The organism is Mesoflavibacter zeaxanthinifaciens DSM 18436 (genome assembly GCF_000422365.1).
GTDB lineage: Bacteria > Bacteroidota > Bacteroidia > Flavobacteriales > Flavobacteriaceae > Mesoflavibacter > Mesoflavibacter zeaxanthinifaciens.
In genome coordinates this window covers 137,311-157,391 of sequence record NZ_KE383820.1, presented here as the reverse complement: position 1 = coordinate 157,391, position 20,081 = coordinate 137,311, and the positions used below count along the sequence as shown (strand labels likewise).

Here is a 20,081-nt window from a genome sequence, read left to right as displayed (position 1 = left end):
GTTTTTATAGTTTGAATAACCAAGTTATAGCTTCTTCAAAGCTATTTTTCCAAAGTTTTTCGTTGTGTTTACCTTCTGGTTCTATTTTAGAATTAATATTTTGAGCAGGAAATCCTCCTGATTTTAAGAGTTCGATCATAGTATTCATGTCTTTTGCGGTTTTGCTAATACCTTCAAAAGTTGGATTACCACCTTCTTTTCCGCCAGCTAAAAAGTATAGTCTTAAATCTTTAATATTTGAATGCTCTTTACTGAAATCAAAAACTTCTTCTGAATACCAAAACGACGGTGAAAACACGCCTGCTTTACCAAAAACATCTGAATATTGTAAAGCTGTATAGTGAGAAATTAATCCACCCATAGACGATCCCATTATTGCTGTATTGTTTTTATCAGTTTTTGTTCTGTAAGTTTCATCTATTTTTGGTTTAAGTGTATTGACTATAAATTTTGCGTAGTCCATACCTTGACCTTTACCAAACTTTTGATGATCCCAAGGAGAATATTCATTTAACCGCTTATCTCCTCCATTATCTATCGCTACAACGATTAAACTAAAGCCTTTTTCTTCGTATAATTTATCTAAAGTTTCATCAACTTGCCATTCTCCACTGTATGATGTTTTTTTATCAAATACATTTTGACCATCATGCATATAAAGTACTGGATAATTGTCTTCTGAATTATGATAATTTGGCGGTAAATAAACTCTAATAGTGCGTTGTCTATCTAATTGAGGCATTAAGAAATTGTCTTCAAAAATTGATACATTTTTTGATGCTGTTGAAGGACTTTCAGTCATTTCTTCTGTTTTCCAGTTAACGATTTCAACGTTTACAGTTTCGTCTTTACCATCAAAACTATAAGTTCTATTTTCTATTGGGTTTCCGTCTAATTGACATTCTACAGATTCCCAATTTCCTTTAGTAAATTTAAAGTTGATTTGCTCTCTGTATTTAGGAACAGAAATACTGTAAACTTCATCTTTTTTATTCAATTTAAATAGGTCTCTTCCGCCAGACCAACCTTCAAAATCTCCTGAAATAAAAATGTCTTCTTCAAAATTATGGTTTTCTGGAAGTTTGTTGATTTTAAACGTCACAACCTCTTCTCCTAAAATAGGATTTTCGTTTTCCTTTTTACAAGAAAAACATACAAATAGCGTTAAAAAATATATGACAACTATATTTTTCATTTTTTAGTTGTTAGTATTAAGCTTCCTTTTTTATCAAGTTGAATTGTGTCTTCCCAAATTATAGTTTGACCAGAAACGATATTGGTTAACGTCTTTCCTTTTAAACCAACTTCGTTATAACGGTTTAAGTCTATTGTTATTGGATTTTCGTTTTTATTAATAATATGAACTACGGTTTCATCTTCTGCAATTCTAAATAAAAAGTAAGTCCCATTAAATGGTGCAAAATGTATGGTTTTACCATTATGTATGGCATTACTTTCTTTTCTATAATTAAGTAATGTTTTTATATAGCGTTGCATATCTAATTGCTCTTCTGTTAACCCTTTACCTGTAAACGCATTTACAGCATCATCTTGCCAACCGCCAGGAAAATCTGTACGAATTAATCCATGATCACCAGGTTTTTCAAAATCGTCCATTAAAATTTCTGTTCCGTAATAGATTTGAGGTATTCTTGGTAAGGTTAACATGTAACTTAATGCTGTTTTAGTTTTTGTTATATCACCATCAAACTGAGTAAAAACTCTACTTTTATCGTGATTATCTAAAAAAATCATGATGTCTTTTGGTGATGTATAACTAAAATCGTTAGCTAATCCTTCGTAGATTTTAATCAAACCACGATCCCAAGCTTCGTCTTGATTTAAAGCGTCTACAATATTTTGGTTCATTGCAAAATCCATTGTCGATTTTAAATGCCCATTGTAGCCATCTTTATTTTTATGTCCTGCTTGCCAATACCCAATAAGTAATGGATTATAACTCCACTCTTCTCCAACAATACTAAAGTTAGGATACTCTGTCATTATTTGTTTTGCCCAACTAGACATAAAATCTTTGTCAGGATATGGATAGGTATCTTGTCTAATTCCGCTAAGCTTTAAAGTTTCGATCCACCAAATGCTATTTTGCGTAATGTATTTAGCCATAAAAGGATTACGCTGGTTTAAATCTGGCATTGTTGGGACAAACCAACCTTCGGTCATTTCATTTTTATCTTGATTTGATGCGTATAAATCTTGGTTAACGGTACGTCTGTGATTAGAATTATTTAAAGGCGCTCCGTTTTTAAATTTAGATTGCTGATTGACCCAATCTTTAAACGGTAAATCTTTCATCCACCAATGAGAAACTCCGCAATGATTTGCGACTTGATCCATAATCATTCCCATACCTTTTTCTCTAGCTTTTTGGGATAGATTAATGTACTCTTCCATAGTTCCAAAACGTGGATCTACTTGATAATAATCTGTAATTGCATATCCATGATATGAGCCATTTTCCATATCGTTTGTTAGCAGTGGACAAGACCAAACTTGTGTAAAGCCCATATCGCTAATGTAATCTAAATGATTAGTAATCCCAGTTATATCACCACCATGACGTTTGTAATCATGATTTCTATCTACACCTTGTTCCTGCAAACCTTCAACACTATCGTTGTTTAGGTTTCCGTTAGAAAAACGGTCTGGCGTGATTAAATAAATAGCATCGCTACTGTCAAAACCAACAAATTGGTCTACTGCTTTGTCTCTGTCTTTTAGTTGATAGGTTTGTACTAATTTAGTACCATCTTCAAATTTAAAATGAATATTAAACTGTCCTGATTTTGCTATTTCTGAAATTTCTAAATCAATAAATAGATAATTTGGGCTATCTGCTTTATTAACTTTTTTAATAGCAACACCTGCATAAGATATACTTGGTGTTGCTTTTGAAATATTTGGATGATGAACCAATAACTGAAGTGATGTCTCTTTAAAACCAACCCACCAATGTGGCGGCTCTACACGGTTTACTTCATTTTTAATTTCTGTTACTGTTTCGGTTTTAGTACTTAATGCTTGGCCTTCTTCATTTTTACATGAAAAACATAATGTTAGCATTACAAAAAACAGCACTATGTTTTTAGTTAATTTCATCTTATTTATTTTCTATAATACTAATTGCATATCCACCAGCTGGTACAGATAATTGAGAGATTTTAGATTTGCTAGTTACCTTTTTAGTTGAAATTTTATAAGCTTGCGGATTAGTTTTATAATCTGCATCTTTTGCATCTGCGTAAATAGTTGCTGTATAAGTTTTATCCTTGTCAAGGAAGTCTAATTTTATGGTAGATGTTCTTGATTCCTTACCATTTACATTACCCACAAACCAGTTATTAGTTCCTTTTGCTTTACGTGCTACAGTAATGTAATCTCCTGGTTCTGCTTCTAAATAAATACTATCTTCCCAATCTACTGCTACGTCTTTTATAAATTGAAACGCATCCATAAACTGCTCATAATGCTCTGGTAAATCTGCAGCCATTTGTAATGGGCTATACATTGTTACGTAAAGTGCTAATTGATTTGCAATGGTACTATTTACATGCGAATTATTATCAGGATTTAATTTGCTAATATCCATCTCGAAAATACCTGGTGTATAATCCATTGGTCCACCAATTAAACGTGTAAACGGAAGAATAGTAACGTGATTAGGTTTAGAGCCACCAAATGCTTGAAACTCGGTTCCTCTTGCAGACTCATTACCAATTAAGTTAGGATATGTTCTGCAAATACCTGTTGGTCTAACCGCTTCGTGTGCGTTAACCATAACTTCATATTCTGCAGCTTTTTCTATAGCATATTGATAGTGATTAACAATCCATTGGCTATAATGGTGCTCGCCACGAGGTAAAATATTACCTACGTAACCACTTTTTACAGCATCGTAACCGTTATCTTTCATAAACTGATAAGCTTCATCCATGTGACGCTCGTAATTTCTTACAGACGAAGACGTTTCGTGGTGCATAATCATTTTTACACCTTTAGATTTTGCGTAAGCGTGAATTTCTTCTACATCAAAATCCGGATATGGCGTTACAAAATCAAACACATAATCTTTAGATTGACCAAACCAATCTTCCCAACCTTCATTCCAACCTTCAACTAAAACACCATCAAAACCATGCTCTGCAGCAAAGTCGATATAACGTTTTACTTTAGTGTTGTTTGCAGCGTGTGTTCCGTTAGGTGTCACTTTACTGTAATCTGTTTCTCCTAATTTTACTGATGGCAAATCGTTGGTGTATGACCAAGAGCTTTTACCTGTAATCATTTCCCACCAAACACCAATATATTTTACTGGTTTAATCCAAGATGTGTCTTCTATTGCGCAAGGTTCGTTTAAGTTTAAGGTTAGTTTTGAGGCTAAAATATCTCTAGCATCATCACTTACTATTATTGTACGCCAAGGTGTTTTTGTTGGTGACTGTAAATAACCTTTATCGCCTCTAGCATCTGGTGTTAAGTGTGAATTAAAAATCAAATTTTTATCATCTAGATCTAATGATAAACAAGAGTAATTAATTAAAGCTGCTTCATGTAAATTGATGTATAGACCTTTATCTGTTTTCATCATTAAAGCTGTTTGTACACCTGTTTTAGAAAACTGTTCTTGAGAAGCATTACCTGTTACTGCTTTATCAAATAAGCCTCTAATTTCTGAAAGTTTTGATTTTGTATAATCGTACTCTTGCGTGTCATAATCACCAGGAATCCAAAATGCAGTATGATCTCCTGTCATTGCAAATTGTGTACGTTCTTCTTTTATGGTAAAGTACACTAAGTTTTTTTGCGTAGGAAACTCGTATCTAAATCCTAAACCATCATCAAACAACCTAAAATTAACAACCATAATTCGGTCTGTTTCATTTTGTGTTAAAGTTACTTTTAACTGATTGTAATGATTAGTTATCTCTTTAACTTCTCCCCAAACCGGTTGCCATGTATCTTTAAAAGTAGATGTACTAGTATCTGTAACTTTAAAATCATCTAACAATGATTTTTTATCGTTTTTAAGATGAAACCCTAAACGACTTTCTTTTATAACTTCTTGATTTTTGTATTGTAATTTGTAAGTTGGTGTTCCGTCTTCTTGAAGTGAAAATTGCATGGTTAACTCGCCATTAGGTGATGTTAACTGTTGCGCAGTTACAATGCTTACAGAAAGACAAAGTAATATTATTAATGGTTTTAGTAATTTCATTTGTTTTGATGTATTAATAATGATGTTTATTTTACAGTTTTAGCTTGATTGTTTACTATTATATCTAAAGGTTGTCCTGAGATTAATTCAAAATTAGACTCATTTTGAGAAATAGTAACCTTAACAATTGTATCTCTAAAGTTTACTTTAAATGAATAAGCATTCCATTCTTTTGGGATTTTTGGTTCAAAATGAAGTTTATTGTCTTTAACTCGCATACCTCCAAAACCTTCAACTATACTCATCCATGTACCAGCCATACTGGTAATATGTAATCCTTCTTCTACTTCTTTATTATAATCGTCAAGATCTAAACGTGATGTACGTAAGTAAAATGCATAAGCTTGCTCCATTTGATTTAATTTTGCTGCCTGAATACTGTGTACACATGGCGATAGTGAGCTTTCGTGTACTGTAAATGGCTCATAAAAATCAAAATGACGTTTTAATTCTTCATCTGTAAAATGATCTTCGAAGAAGTAAAATCCTTGTAATGTATCTGCTTGTTTAATATAAGGAGAACGTAAAATACGGTCCCAACTCCATTTTTGATTAATTGGTCTTTGTGATTTTTCTAAATCTTCAACCGTGATTAACTCTTTGTCTAAAAAGCCATCTTGTTGCAGGTAAACATTATGTTTTTCGGAAAAAGGAAAATACATGTTGTTTGCAACGTCTTGCCAAATTTCCATTTCTTTAGGAGATAAAGAAACTTTGTCCATAATCCTGTTGTAATCTGAAGTAAATTCTTCTTTTACTTTTTCAATATTTTGCAAAGCATAATCTATACACCATTTTGCTATATAATTAGTGTACCAGTTATTGTTTACATTGTTTTCGTATTCGTTTGGACCAGTAACTCCTAAAATAACGTATTTATTTTTGTCTGAAGAAAATGTTGCACGTTGTTGCCAGAATCTAGCTATACCAATAAGTACTTCTAATCCCATTTCTGGAATGTAGCTATAATCGCCTGTATAACGGTAATAATTAAATATGGCAAAAGCAATTGCACCATTTCGATGAATTTCTTCAAAGGTAATTTCCCACTCATTATGACACTCTTCACCATTCATGGTTACCATTGGATAAAGCGCAGCACCGTTTTTAAACCCTAATTTTTGAGCGTTTTCTATAGCTTTTTCTAAATGATTATAACGGTATTGTAATAAGTTACGTGCTACTTTTTGGTCTTTGGTCGCCATGTAAAACGGTATACAATACGCTTCTGTATCCCAATAAGTACTACCGCCATATTTTTCGCCAGTAAATCCTTTTGGACCAATGTTTAACCTAGAATCTTTACCTAAATAGGTTTGGTTAAGCTGAAAAATATTAAATCTAATACCTTGTTGTGCTTTTACATCACCATCTATAGTAATATCTGACATCTTCCAAATCTCTGCCCAAGCTTGTTTTTGGTCTTCTAAAAGTGAATCAAAACCTTTTGTATTCGCTTTTGACAATGCTGTTTTTGCTGCCTCTATTAATTGATCCTTCTCATAATTTCTATCTACGGTATAACCACCAAACTTTACTAAGCTTGCGGTTTGATTTTGATCAACTTCTACATTATATGAAAATGCAATTGTTTGTTCTGTTGAAGTTGCTTCTGGCGCAATATCTTGCTTTTCGTCATTTATAAACGCATGAGACTGCATAAACGTGCAGGTATGAAAATTAGTTTTCATAGTATGTGCTTCTATAAATGCTTGATCGTTTATAACTTCAACATTTGTGGTATTCCAAAACTTATCATCCCAATTAGAATCTTCGTTAGTAATACCGCTATCTATATAAGGTTGAAACTGAATAGCTGCGCTTCCGTTTAATGGTTTTATGTTGAATTTTATCGCGCCAACTTCATCTAAATTTAAACTTAAAAAACGAACGATGTTGACTTCTACCTTTAAATCATTTTGAAGTGTTGCCTCAAAACTTCTAGATAGCCAGCCTTCTTTCATATTTAATTCTCTACGAAAGTTGTCTACGCTTTTTGCTTTAAAAAGGTCTAAAGCTTCACCATTAATGGTTACGTTAATACCAATCCAACTTGGTGCGTTAAGTACTTTGGCAAAATATTCTGGGTAACCATTTTTCCACCAACCAACACGAGTTTTATCTGGATAATACACGCCAGCAATATAACTACCTTGAAAGGTTGATCCTGAGTATTGCTCTTCAAAATTAGCACGTTGACCCATTGCGCCATTACCGATGCTAAATAAACTTTCTGAAGATTTTACGCGATCTACGTCAAATCCTTCTTCTATAATTGACCAATTGTTTGGTTGTATATAATCTTGATTCATTGTTAATGAATAATTTATCTTTTTATTAATTTATCTATAAATGCAGTGTCTATTTCTGTAAAATTTGAAAAGACATAATCTGCTTCATGTAATACGTTTTCTTCCCCTATACCTATAGAAATCATATTTGCTGTATTTGCAGCTTGAACACCTGCAACCGAATCTTCAAAAACAATACAATCTTCAGGGTTTACGTTTAATGATTTTGCTGCAATTAAAAACACTTCTGGATCTGGTTTTGCTTTGCTTACGTCATTACCATCTACAATTGCATCAAACTGCTTAAGCAAATCTACTTTTTCAAGAATTTGACGTGCATTTTTACTTGCCGATCCTAGAGAAACTGGTTGATTTTGTGTTTTTAAATAGTTTAAAATTTTTGGTACATCGGGAAGAATTTCCTCGTGATTCATTTTCGCTATAAAGCTTAAATAATCATCATTTTTTGATGCCATTAAGGCATTAAATTTGTCTTCGGAAATAGTTTTATTTCCCCATGCTAATATTTTTTCAAGAGATTTAACTCTGCTTACACCCTTAAGTTGTTCGTTTTGTTCGTGTGAAAAATCGATACCGATACTTTTTGCTAGTTTTTGCCAAGCTAAAAAGTGATATTTTGCTGTGTCTACGATAACACCATCTAAATCGAATATGAAGCCTTTTTTATTCATTTTAATTCTCTTCTATTTGATATGTAATTGCATTTTTGTTTGTAATTAACAGATTGCAAAGTCCAGCTATAACCAAACTTATACCTGCCACTGTCATAGCATTTATTGCTTCTTCGCCTAATAATCCAGAGATAAAATTAATACCACCAAGTGCAGCAATAATTTGAGGAATTACAATAAACATATTAAATATCCCCATGATTACTCCCATTTTCTTAGGGTCTACACTACTAGATAACATAGCATATGGCATTGAAAGAATACTTCCCCATGCAAAACCTATAAGAATAAAGCAGTATTTTAGGGTTTCAGGAGTTGCTATATTCATCATTAAAAAACCTATACCTCCTAATATTAAAGAACCCATGTGTACAAATTTTCTATTAATCCTTCTTTTTGAAGTGTAAAAAGTTAGTAGTAAAGCAAACGCCATAGATGACAAGCCATAAATACCCATTGCTGAACCTACTAAATTTGAAGATTTTTGAAATGCTGTGTTTGCTGTATCAAAAGCTAATTTTTGTGCGCTGTCTGCCATATCAAAAGCAGTTTCTATAGGTGCTGGAGTATGAAACACATGTTCTGTAAGTGCAGGATTAGCTAAACTCCACATGGTGAAAAATGCAAACCAAGAAAAGAATTGAATAACTCCAAGTTTTTTCATGGTGGTTGGCATACTTCCAATATTATTAATTATATCTTTTATGAAGTTGCTTTTTTGGGCTTTTTCACGTTTAAACTCTTCCATATCCTCTGGTGGATATTCTGTAGTCGTAAAAATTGTATATAATACACTAATTAAAAACACAAAAGCACCTATTGCGAAAGCTACTTTTACAGTGTCTGTAATGACACCAGAGTCTGCAGAATCGCTAACACCAAACTGAGATACCATCCATGGTAGGTTACTAGCTATCCAAGTACCAATACCAATTATTAATGTTTGTACCACAAAACCATAAGATCTTTGTGAATTTGGTAATTTATCTGCAACTAAAGCTCTAAATGGTTCCATAGACACATTAATCGAGGCATCTAAAACCCATAAAAAACCAGCTGCTACCCAAAGCGCAGGAGAATATGGCACAAAAAATAATGCTAAAGAGCTTAGTATTGCTCCTATTAAAAAGTAAGGTCTACGTCTTCCTAATTTTGGATGCCAAGTCTTATCACTTAAATACCCTACAATTGGCTGTACTATTAACCCTGTTAATGGTGCTGCAATCCAAAGCAAAGGGATTTCGTCTTTACTTGCTCCTAGTGTTTGAAATATTCTAGACATAAATCCGCCTTGTAAGGCAAATCCAAATTGAATCCCGAGAAAACCAAAACTCATGTTCCAGATTTCCCAAAATCCTAACTTCTGTTTTTTCATTTATAGTATTATTAAATTTATACTATTTGATAAGCTGAAAAAACCTATCAAAACTTAAAGGTGAGAAGTAAAAATATAAGTTTTGATTGCCGTAAAGATAAAAAACATTTTAAGATTATATGTTAAAAATCTTATTTTGTAGATTCTCGTTCTATTAAATCTGTTTGAATTGTAAAGGTTTCGTATACCTCTTCTTCGTCTTCTCTCTCTAGATTATTAATTAAAAGTTCTGCTGCTTTTTCTCCCATTTGGCTTGCGTGCTGACTAACCGTTGTTAAACTTGGCACAGCGTGTTTGGACAATACACCATCTGTAAAACCAATTACTTGAAGACTTTCAGGTATTTTTATTTTTAACTTTCTAGCAACTTTCATTGCAGTAATTGCATAGATTTCGTTAACTGCAACTATTCCATCTAGATTTTTGTTTACTTTAAAAAAGCTTTCTATTTCTTTCTCCAAACTTTCAAGATTTTCTTCTGAAAGTTTTTCGTCATCTACTTTTAAGATAAAGTCTGCTTCTGGAAAAATCTGATGATCTTCTAACGCTTTTAAATATCCTTGGGTTCTTAATTTACCAACATTTATATAATCCTTTGTTGTAATTAAACCAATCTTTTCACAACCATTTTCAATAAGTTTATTAGTAGCTTTTACTGCGCCTTCAAAATCATCTACGATTACTTTATCACAATTAATTTCATTTATCACACGATCAAACATCACTACTGGCATACCTTGATTAATAGTTTCAGTTAAATGATGGTAATCTTGAAGTAACATTGTTTCTTTTGACACAGAAAGTATAAATCCATCTATACTTCCATTAGCTAACATCTCCATATTTATTACTTCGTTAGAAAAAGACTCGTTAGATAAACCAACAATAACATTATAACCTCTACTTAATGCTTCTTTTTCTATACCGCTTATTACTTTTGAGAAAAAGTGATGAACAATCTCTGGTATAATCACACCTATAGTTTTTGTTTTTCTATTTTTTAAACTTAAAGCAATATTATTAGGTCTATAATTGTAGAGTTTAGCAAAAGCTTGCACTTTTTGTCTTGTATCCTCACTTATCTCAATACTGTTTTTTAATGCTTTAGACACTGTAGATATAGATACATCTAATTCTTTTGCTATTTGCTTTAATGTTACCTTTTTTTTCATCTTAGATACTGTTAATCAATTTGTTTTAGTTGTTTTTGTATTGAGAATTTAATAAATTATCTACTCTAAATTAAGAAGATGCAATTTAAAACACGCTCTAAATGTGATTTTTGCAAAATTTTATGGTCTATTTTGTCAAATAACCAAAAGTTTTCAACACGAAAACGTTTGAGTAACCTGTTAACAAAGGAGTTACGTCAATTTAACATAAATTTTACATAGTTTTATAACGAGAAGTAAAAATATACTTAAAAATAGACTAATAAAATAATTTAATAGCAATTGTATGAAAACAATTTTTAAAGGGTTGTTGTTTGCGTTTATTCTGATACCATCTTTAATAATGGCTCAGAACACAGTAACTGGTTCAGTTACAGAGCAAGCAACCTCATTACCATTACCAACAGTTAATGTTTTAGTAAAAAACACAACTAAGGGTACTGTTACAGATTTTGATGGTAATTATAGCCTACAAGTTAATCAAGGAGAAGTTTTAGTTTTTTCTTACGTAGGATTTATTACTCAAGAAGTAACATATAATGGTCAAGACAAAATTAACGTGGCTTTAGTAGAAGACTCTGCCCAATTAGACGAAGTTGTAATTATAGGGTATGGTAGTGTTAAAAAAGAAGATTTAACTGGATCTGTAGATGTAGTTTCTTCTGATGATTTTAACAAAGGAGCCATTCAATCTACGGATCAATTACTTCAAGGTAAAGCAGCAGGTGTAAGAATTACAGATAGTGGTGGATCACCAGATTCTGCTCCTAATATTAGAATTAGAGGTGGCGCCTCTTTAAATGCAGATAGTAGTCCATTAATAGTAATTGACGGAATACCTGTAGGCACACAAAATCCAGCAGGTGTAAGCAACCCTTTATCATTAGTAAATCCTAATGATGTAGAAAGCTTCACGATATTAAAAGATGCATCTGCTACAGCAATTTACGGTTCTCGTGCCTCTAACGGTGTAATTATTATTACTACAAAAAGAGGAACTTCTGGAGCACCACAATTTAACTTCTCTACTACAGTAACTGCTAGTAGCGCTGGAGAAGGTATAGATATGATGGATAGTGATAGTTATGTAAGATTTATACAAGAGTATCATCCAGATTTAGTAGGCAGTCTTGGTGTACCAGTTGGTTCTGTTACAACAAACGAACCTATTAGTTATATCTTAAATACTCCTGATGGAGATAGAGCTATTTATGACACTAACTGGAGAGACGCTATTATTAGAACAGCATTTACATCTAACACTAACTTTTCTGCTAGAGCTAATCTAGGAGAAAACACACCTTTTAGAGCTTCAATAGGTTACAACAACGCACAAGGTGTTGTAAGAACAGATGATTACGAAAGATTTAGCGCTTCATTTAAATTATCACCTCAACTTTTAGACGATAATTTAAAAATTGATACCAATGCAAAACTAACTTGGGCAGAGAAAAATGCAACAGATGCTGGTGGAGCTTTAGGTGGCGCATTAGTATTTGACCCAACAAAACCAATTTATAATACTTCAGGTATATTTAACGGGTTTTATACTAACTTAAACGCTACAAACCCTAATTTAATTGATGGACAATACAATCCTCTAGCGTTACTTGAGCAACGTGAAAGACCTGAAAAAGCATTTAGATTTTTAGGAAACATAGAGTTTGATTACACTATGCCTTTTTTACCTGAGTTAAAAGCTGTAGTTAATGTTGGTTTGGATGCCTCAAGATCTAAAATTAGAGAGACTTTTGGCGAAGGCGCTTTAGCTACTTATAAGTTAGATGAAAATGGTCAAGGCGTATTTAATCCTGGATTAAATTATGCTGAAAGACAACATATAACTAATACAACTTTTGATGCTTATTTAAAATATGCAAAAAACCTAGAAAATTCGTTTATTAATAATTACGATGTCCAACTTGGATACGCTTACCAAAATTTTAAAAACGATGGTAATAATGACACTTATAACTACGCATCTACTCAAGAAGAAGTTGATCAATATGGTGTAGCTATTGGAGAAAGATATTTAGTATTAAACCCAAACAATCCAAACAACAGATATTATAACACTCAAAACTTACAATCATTTTTTGCAAGATCAAACATTAATATTAAGGACAAATACCTTTTAACATTATCTTTAAGAGCAGACGCATCTTCTCTATTTGTATTTGATGACATTTGGGGAGATAACGTTTGGGGATTATTCCCTTCTGCAGCTCTTGCTTGGAAAGTAAAAGAAGAAAACTTCTTAAAAAATGTAGAATTTGTAGACGATCTTAAGCTAAGGTTAGGATGGGGTAAAACAGGACAACAAAATATTACTGGCGTTTCTGGATTCTACCCAACAAGTCCATTGTTTTCTGTTGGTAGTCAAAACAGTCAATACTTACCTGGGTACAACTTATATTCAGCAAACGCATTTCAAACTGGGTTAACTTGGGAGAAAACAACAACATTAAATGCTGGTATTGATTTTGCTTTCTTTAATAACAGATTGATAACAGGTAGTTTTGATGTCTTTAAAAGAGAAACTACAGATTTATTATCAAGAGTAAGTTTACCACCAGGTCAATCTTTAACAGATAGCTTTATTAAAAATGTTGGAAGTACAGATAGTGAAGGTTTTGAACTTAGTTTAAACTTAAATGCTATCCAAAAAGAAGATATTAGCTTAAGTATTAATGGTAATTTATCTTATGCAAAAACAGAGGTTACTGATTTAGGAGGAGTTAATAGACTTAATATTGGTGGACAATTATTAGGTACAGGATCTAACTTGTTATTCAATTTAGTTGGAGAAGAACCATACCAAGCTGGAGTTTTCAAACAAGTTTATGATACAGACGGTAACCCAATACCTAATGCTTTTGTTGATTTAAATGGAGACAATCAAATAACTGAAGAAGACAAATATTATACACCTCTTAGACCAAACTGGAATTTTGGTTTTGGACTTAACTTTAACTATAAAAACTGGGATTTTGGTACAACTTTTAGAGGTCAGTTAGATGGTAAAGTTTATGACTTAAATGCTTTACGTTTTGGTTATACTGAAAGTGCAGCTCCTAATAACAACACTAGTATATCAAATGTATTAAACTTTTATAACGGTGCTGCTAATCCTGTATTTCAAGATGCAAACGGAAATATTCAATTCTCAGATTATTTCTTACAAGACGCAGCGTTTATGAGATGTGAAAATATTGTTGTTGGCTATAGTTTACCTAACAATTTTATTAAAAACACAAACATGAGGCTTTACGCATCGGTTAACAATCCTTTTATTATAACTAATTACGATGGACAAGATCCTGAACAATTTGGAGGAATAGATGGTGCGTTTTACCCAAGACCAACAGCTTATACATTTGGTGTAAACTTAGATTTTTAAAATTATGACTATGAAAAAATTAATATTAACATTTTTTGGATTGGCGTTATTTGTAACGATTACGTCATGTGTTAACGATCTAGACACAGAACCAAAAGTAGAGCTTACTCTACAACAGCTTTTAGATCAAGACCCAAATGCAATAGAAGGTTTATTATCTAGACTTTATGCTTCTTTTGCTTTATCTGGACCTAACGGACCAGGAAGTTCGGACGTATCTGACGATGCTGGAGAATCTCCTTTTTTAAGAGGTATTATCAACTTACAAGATTTTACAGCAGACGGAATGAAAAACCGTTGGGGAGATGATGGTTTAGACCAATTAACCACAACATCGCAATGGACTAGTAACAACAAATTTTTTAGATATTTATATAATCGTGCATATTACACAATACCACAATGTAATAACCTTCTAACAGTATTACCAAACGCAGGTGTAGATATACCTGAGTCTATACAAAGCGAAGTACGATTTTTAAGAGCTTTAGCTTACTACTATTTAATAGATACATTTGGAAAAGGAGTTTTAGTTACTGAAGAAAACTCTGGATCATCAGATTTCTTACCAGAAGCTTCTAGACAAGAATTATTCAACTTTGTTGAATCAGAATTATTAGATATAGAACCAACTATTGGAAACGACAATGGTTACGGTAGAGCTAACACATACGTAGTAGACATGTTATTAGCTAAATTATATATAAACGCCGAAGTATACACAGGGACAGCAATGTATACAGAAGCTGCTACGTACATCAATAAAATAATAAATGAAGGTGGTTATCAATTAGAAGAAAATTTTGTTCAAAACTTCTCTGGAGACAATAATATTTCTAATGAAATTATTTACCCTCTAATTGCAGACGCAGTAAATAGCCAAAGCTTTGGTAACACTACATACATCGTAAATGGTAGTTTAAGTCCTGATACTATTCCTATCTTAGAATTTGGCGCTGCCGAAGGTTGGCAAGGTCACAGGGCAACAGAAGCTTGGTATGGTCTATTTGGAGATTTAAACACATCTAATGATGTTAGAGCAAGTTTATTCTGGACGGATGGTCATAATTACACAATGACAGATTACAGAGAATGGACAGATGGCTATCCTTCAATTAAGTTTAGAAACAACGATTTTAACGAAACACCAACAACAGGAACTTCATTCTCAGGAACAGATTTCCCTCTTTATAGACTTGCAGATGTATATTTAATGTATGCAGAATGTGCTTTAAGAGGTGCTTCTAACACAAACATGAATGATGCCTTAACATATGTTAATTTAGTTAGAGATAGAGCTAATGCAGATTTAATAAATATGTCAGATTTAACATTAGACTTTATTATAGACGAAAGAGCTAGAGAATTAAACCTAGAAGGACATAGAAGAACTGACCTTATTAGATTTGGTATGTTTACAGGTGGAAGCTACTTATGGCCTTGGAAAGGTAACACCTTAAACGGTACATCAATACCCGATTCTTATAGATTATTCCCTATACCTCAATCTGCTTTAGACGCTAATCCTAATTTACAACAAAACCCTGGTTACTAATTAAAAATTGAAACAATGAAAAATTTTATAAAAATATCAGCTTTATTTTTGACATTATTCTTAAGCTTTACTTCTTGTGAAGAAGATGATAGTTTAGAATTTGTTGCAGCTCCTCAAGGAGAATTTGAATTCACTAACACATTCTTGTCAGAGTACATTTTACCAGCCGAAAATAGTACTGATGACAATATTGGTGCAATATTTTCTTTCAACCCAGCAGATTTTGATGTTCAAACTAACGTATCTTACGAATTACAATCTTCTATATTAGGCGACTTCACAGACGCAACTGTAGTTCCTACATTATCAAACAACAATAACAATCAAATAGAGGTTACTATTGGAACTTTAAAAACTTTAGCAGAAGAGTATGGTATTACTGCACCAGACTCAGGAATGTTAAACTTTAGAATAAGAGCTTATGTTGGTGATGCGATTTCTACAACAGAATCATTTACTGAAACTCAATCTATAACAGTAACGCTATTAGAAGCTCAAACTGGTGGCGGATCAGGGATAGAACCTTCTACGTGGGGAATTGTTGGTTCTGGTTACAATAATTGGGGCGCATTTGCAGATGCACCTTTTTACACAACAGACCAAGCAGATGTATATGTATCTTATGTAACTTTAGTAGATGGTGAGATCAAGTTTAGAGAAAATAACGAATGGGTTAATGACTTTGGAGATGATGGTGCAGACGGAACTTTAGAAGCAGGAGGAGCCAACATACCTGTTACAGCAGGAACTTATAAAATCACATTAGATCTTTCTACAAACACATATACAATGGAAGAATACTCTTGGGGTATTGTTGGTTCTGGTTATAATGATTGGGGAGCAACTCCTGATGCTAAATTTACATACGATTACGTTACTGATACTTTCAAAGTTGGAGTTAAGCTAATTGATGGTGAAATTAAGTTTAGAAAAAATAATGATTGGGCTGAAAACTTTGGTGATACTGGTGTAGATGGCACATTAGATGCTGGCGGAGATAACTTAGTTGTTACAGCTGGTTTTTATGCAATAACTTTAGATTTCAACAATGGAACATACACCATGGAAGCTACAGACATCTTCGGTGTAGTAGGTTCTGGATATAACGATTGGGGAGCAACTCCTGATTTTTCTTTTACGCCTTTAAGTAATGGAGTTTGGGTTGCTGAAATTGTACCTATAATTGATGGTGAAATTAAATTTAGAGCTAATGAAGATTGGGGAACCAACTATGGTGGTACTTCTGGAACTTTAGTTGATGGCGGGGACAATATTGCTGTAACTGCTGGAAATTATAGAATATCTTTTGATACAGTTAATCTAACTTACGAGCTAAATCAAGTTAATTAATTTTATCTAAATAACTAGCTATTATATAAATTGAAAAGGCTGACTGGTTTTAGTCAGCCTTTTTTTAAATACGAATACTTAATATGAAAAAAATTACATTAATAATCTTGATGTTGTTTTCAATAATATCATTAGGACAAGTTACAATAACACCAAATCCTTTTGAAGTCGATCAATCTATTACAATAACAGTAGATATTAATAGCACTGCAACAGATTGTAACGGAATTAATAACCCATCAAAAGTTTACCTACACTCTGGTATTGGAGACGATAATGACCCTTGGGGATTTAATGTAGTTGGAAATTGGGGACAAGATGATGGAGTTGGTGAAATGACAAACAATGGTAATGGCACATGGAGCATCACTTTTGTGCCTGAAACTTATTATAATCTTTCTACAACTCAGGCTCAAAATGCCATAAAAATGGGAATGGTTTTTAGAAACGCAGACGGCACTCAAGAATTAAAAGCTTCAGGTTGTTCTGATTTCTTTTTTGATGTTGGGACTTTTCAAGTTAGCTTAAGCTCTCCTGCAGAAGACTCTACAACTATAATTAATTCTGGAGATAATTTTTCCGTAAGCGCATCAAATATTGGCGGTCCGGCAGATTATGTTTTAAAATCTAACGGAAATATAATAAATACTCAAAATAGTGTTTCTTCATATAACTATACACAAACTAACATAACTAATAATCAAAATTATGTTTTAGAAGTTACTTTAAACGGAACAACTATTTTTAAAGAATTTTCAGCTATTGTAGATCCAGGAACAGTCTATGACGTAATGCCTACAAATTATCAAGATGGAATAACTTATCTAAGCGATACAGAAGCTGTACTAGTTTTATATGCAACAGGTAAGGACTTTGTGTACTTGGCTGGAAGTTTTAATAATTGGCAACCAGATTCAAACTACGCTATGAAGGTTGATCCAACTCGTAATAATAAGTTTTGGATCACACTTACAGGATTAACACCTGGACAAATTGAGACTTATCAATATTGGGTAGTAGATAAAACTCCTCCTGCAAATTCACCATCATTAGTAAAAACTGCAGATCCTTATTCAACATTAGTATTGTCTCCATTTGATGATCCTTGGATTCCTGCTGCATCATACCCAAACTTACCTGCCTATCCTGCTGGTCAAGAACGCGAGGTTACTGTTTTACAAACAGCTCAAACACCTTACAATTGGCAAGTCACAAACTTTACTAAACCAAAAAAAGAAGACTTAATTGTTTACGAACTTTTGGTTAGGGACTTTGACGCAGATAGAAATTATCAAGATATCATAGATAAAATAGACTATTTTAAAAGTTTAAACATTAATGCTATCGAGTTGATGCCTGTTATGGAGTTTGAAGGCAATGAAAGTTGGGGATACAATACGTCATTTCATAGAGCGTTAGATAAATTTTACGGCACAGAAGATAAGTTAAAAGAGTTAATTGATGTCTGTCATCAAAATGGAATTGCTGTAATCTTAGACTTAGCTTTAAACCATGCTTTTGGTCGTAATCCAATGGTACGTATGTGGATGAATGATCCTGATGGAGATGGTTGGGGCGAGCCAAATAGTCAAAACCCATATTTTAATGTAACACCTACACATACTTATAATGTTGGATATGATTTTGATCACTCTAATCCAAGAACAAAAGATTATACAAAAAGTGTTATTAAACATTGGATTGAAGAGTTTCATATAGATGGTTTTCGTTGGGATTTAACTAAAGGGTTTACTCAAAATTGTACATCTGGAGATGAAGGTTGTACAAACAGCTACCAACAAGATCGTGTTGATGTTTTAAGAGAATATGTTGATTATTCTTGGTCACTTGATCCTTATCACTATGCCATTTTTGAGCATTTAGGATCAGATTCAGAAGAGCAACAATGGGCCAATTACCGTATTGGAGAAACTATTCCTAAAGGTGTAATGATGTGGAAAGAAATGTGGAACGATTACAAAAACCTTGGTAATGGTAGTGCTGCAAACATTAGCGGTATGGGAAGTAACGAACATGGGTTTACAATGAAAAGAGCTTTAGGTTACCCAGAAAGTCATGATAAAGACCGTGTAATGTACGAGATGGTAACATTTGGTGCCAGTAATGGTAGTTACGATATTACAGATTTAAATACCGCTTTAACAAGAATGTCTACAATTGGAGCTACTTCAATTATGATTCCTGGTCCAAAAATGTTATGGCATTTTGCAGAGTTAGGAATGGATATTTCTATTTGGACTTGCGACAACGGTGTTGTAAATACTGATTATGACGGTAATAATGATGGTGATTGTAAATTATCCACAAAACCACAACCACAATGGGTAAACAACTGGACAAGTGACCCAAATAGAAGTCAAGTTTTTAACGATTGGGCTAGATTGAACGATTTAAAAATTAACGAAGATGTTTTTGAAGGTGACTACTCTATTGACTCTGGAGATTTAACACCTCGTATTTTTATCTGGAATGATGCCATTCCTGCAACTGAATTAAAAAATGTTGTGATTTTAGCAAACTTCGATTTAACAGCTCAAAACATTGTACCAGATTTCCCTTATACGGGAACATGGTATGATTTAATGGATGAAACTAACTCAACATCAATTAATGTAACTAACACAGCTGCAACAATTAATATTCCTGCTGGTGAGTTTAGAATTTTTGGTAATGCTGCTCCTCAAAGTTTAAGCACTACAAGTTTTGATGTAGAAGATTCTATAAAACTATATCCTAATCCAACTAAAACAACATTCTCGGTAAATATTAAACTTAACAACGTATCGATTAATGATGTTTCAGGAAAAGAAATAAAATCGTTTAATGGTGATTTTGAAAAAGGACATACTTTTAATGTTGAAGGTATTTCGGAAGGGTTATATTTAATCCAACTTGAAAATGAAAATGGTCAATCTTCAACTCAAAAATTAATTATTAATTAGTCAGAATAGAAATTTGCATTTAAAAAAGGCTTTAATCTAATTAGGTT

At 32.8% G+C, this 20,081-nt stretch carries 11 protein-coding genes; 4 read left to right on the top strand and 7 right to left on the bottom strand.

Annotated features, from left to right (window positions below; translation table 11 throughout):
- Positions 1–4 precede the first annotated feature (4 nt).
- From H574_RS0112810 to H574_RS0112780, 7 genes are all read right to left on the bottom strand, one after another.
- Positions 5–1,195, bottom strand: coding sequence for an alpha/beta hydrolase-fold protein (locus H574_RS0112810; RefSeq protein ID WP_051169895.1), 1,191 nt, complete (start codon positions 1,193–1,195; stop codon positions 5–7).
- On the bottom strand, positions 1,192–3,120 hold the full coding sequence (locus H574_RS0112805; RefSeq protein WP_027880960.1) for a glycoside hydrolase family 13 protein: 1,929 nt from the start codon (positions 3,118–3,120) through the stop codon (positions 1,192–1,194). The genes H574_RS0112810 and H574_RS0112805 overlap by 4 nt, the downstream gene beginning before the upstream one ends.
- A gap of 1 nt (position 3,121) precedes the next feature.
- The gene (locus H574_RS0112800) at positions 3,122–5,236 is read right to left on the bottom strand and encodes a glycoside hydrolase family 97 protein (RefSeq protein ID WP_027880959.1); all 2,115 of its coding nucleotides are present in this window, start codon (positions 5,234–5,236) and stop codon (positions 3,122–3,124) included.
- 26 nt (positions 5,237–5,262) lie between these two features.
- Complete coding sequence (locus H574_RS0112795) at positions 5,263–7,548, bottom strand: glycoside hydrolase family 65 protein (RefSeq protein ID WP_027880958.1); 2,286 nt, start codon at positions 7,546–7,548, stop codon at positions 5,263–5,265.
- A gap of 14 nt (positions 7,549–7,562) precedes the next feature.
- Positions 7,563–8,219, bottom strand: coding sequence for a beta-phosphoglucomutase (gene pgmB / locus H574_RS0112790; RefSeq protein WP_027880957.1), 657 nt, complete (start codon positions 8,217–8,219; stop codon positions 7,563–7,565).
- Position 8,220: 1 nt separating this feature from the next.
- Positions 8,221–9,594, bottom strand: coding sequence for an MFS transporter (locus H574_RS0112785; protein WP_027880956.1), 1,374 nt, complete (start codon positions 9,592–9,594; stop codon positions 8,221–8,223).
- A gap of 131 nt (positions 9,595–9,725) precedes the next feature.
- The gene (locus tag H574_RS0112780; RefSeq protein WP_027880955.1) at positions 9,726–10,766 is read right to left on the bottom strand and encodes a LacI family DNA-binding transcriptional regulator; all 1,041 of its coding nucleotides are present in this window, start codon (positions 10,764–10,766) and stop codon (positions 9,726–9,728) included.
- 286 nt (positions 10,767–11,052) lie between these two features.
- On the opposite strand from H574_RS0112780, the gene H574_RS0112775 reads away from it, so the two are divergent.
- The 4 genes from H574_RS0112775 (at position 11,053) to H574_RS0112760 (ending at position 20,034) form a co-directional block, all read left to right on the top strand.
- Positions 11,053–14,166, top strand: a complete 3,114-nt coding sequence (locus H574_RS0112775; RefSeq protein ID WP_027880954.1) for a SusC/RagA family TonB-linked outer membrane protein — start codon at positions 11,053–11,055, stop codon at positions 14,164–14,166.
- Between the two features lie 10 nt (positions 14,167–14,176).
- Complete coding sequence (locus H574_RS0112770) at positions 14,177–15,721, top strand: RagB/SusD family nutrient uptake outer membrane protein (protein ID WP_027880953.1); 1,545 nt, start codon at positions 14,177–14,179, stop codon at positions 15,719–15,721.
- 15 nt (positions 15,722–15,736) lie between these two features.
- A complete protein-coding gene (locus H574_RS0112765; protein WP_027880952.1) occupies positions 15,737–17,071 on the top strand; it encodes a SusF/SusE family carbohydrate-binding protein in 1,335 nt (444 codons plus the stop codon).
- An 83-nt stretch (positions 17,072–17,154) separates the two neighbouring features.
- On the top strand, positions 17,155–20,034 hold the full coding sequence (locus H574_RS0112760) for an alpha-amylase family glycosyl hydrolase (RefSeq protein WP_027880951.1): 2,880 nt from the start codon (positions 17,155–17,157) through the stop codon (positions 20,032–20,034).
- The last annotated feature ends 47 nt before the right edge of the window (positions 20,035–20,081 follow it).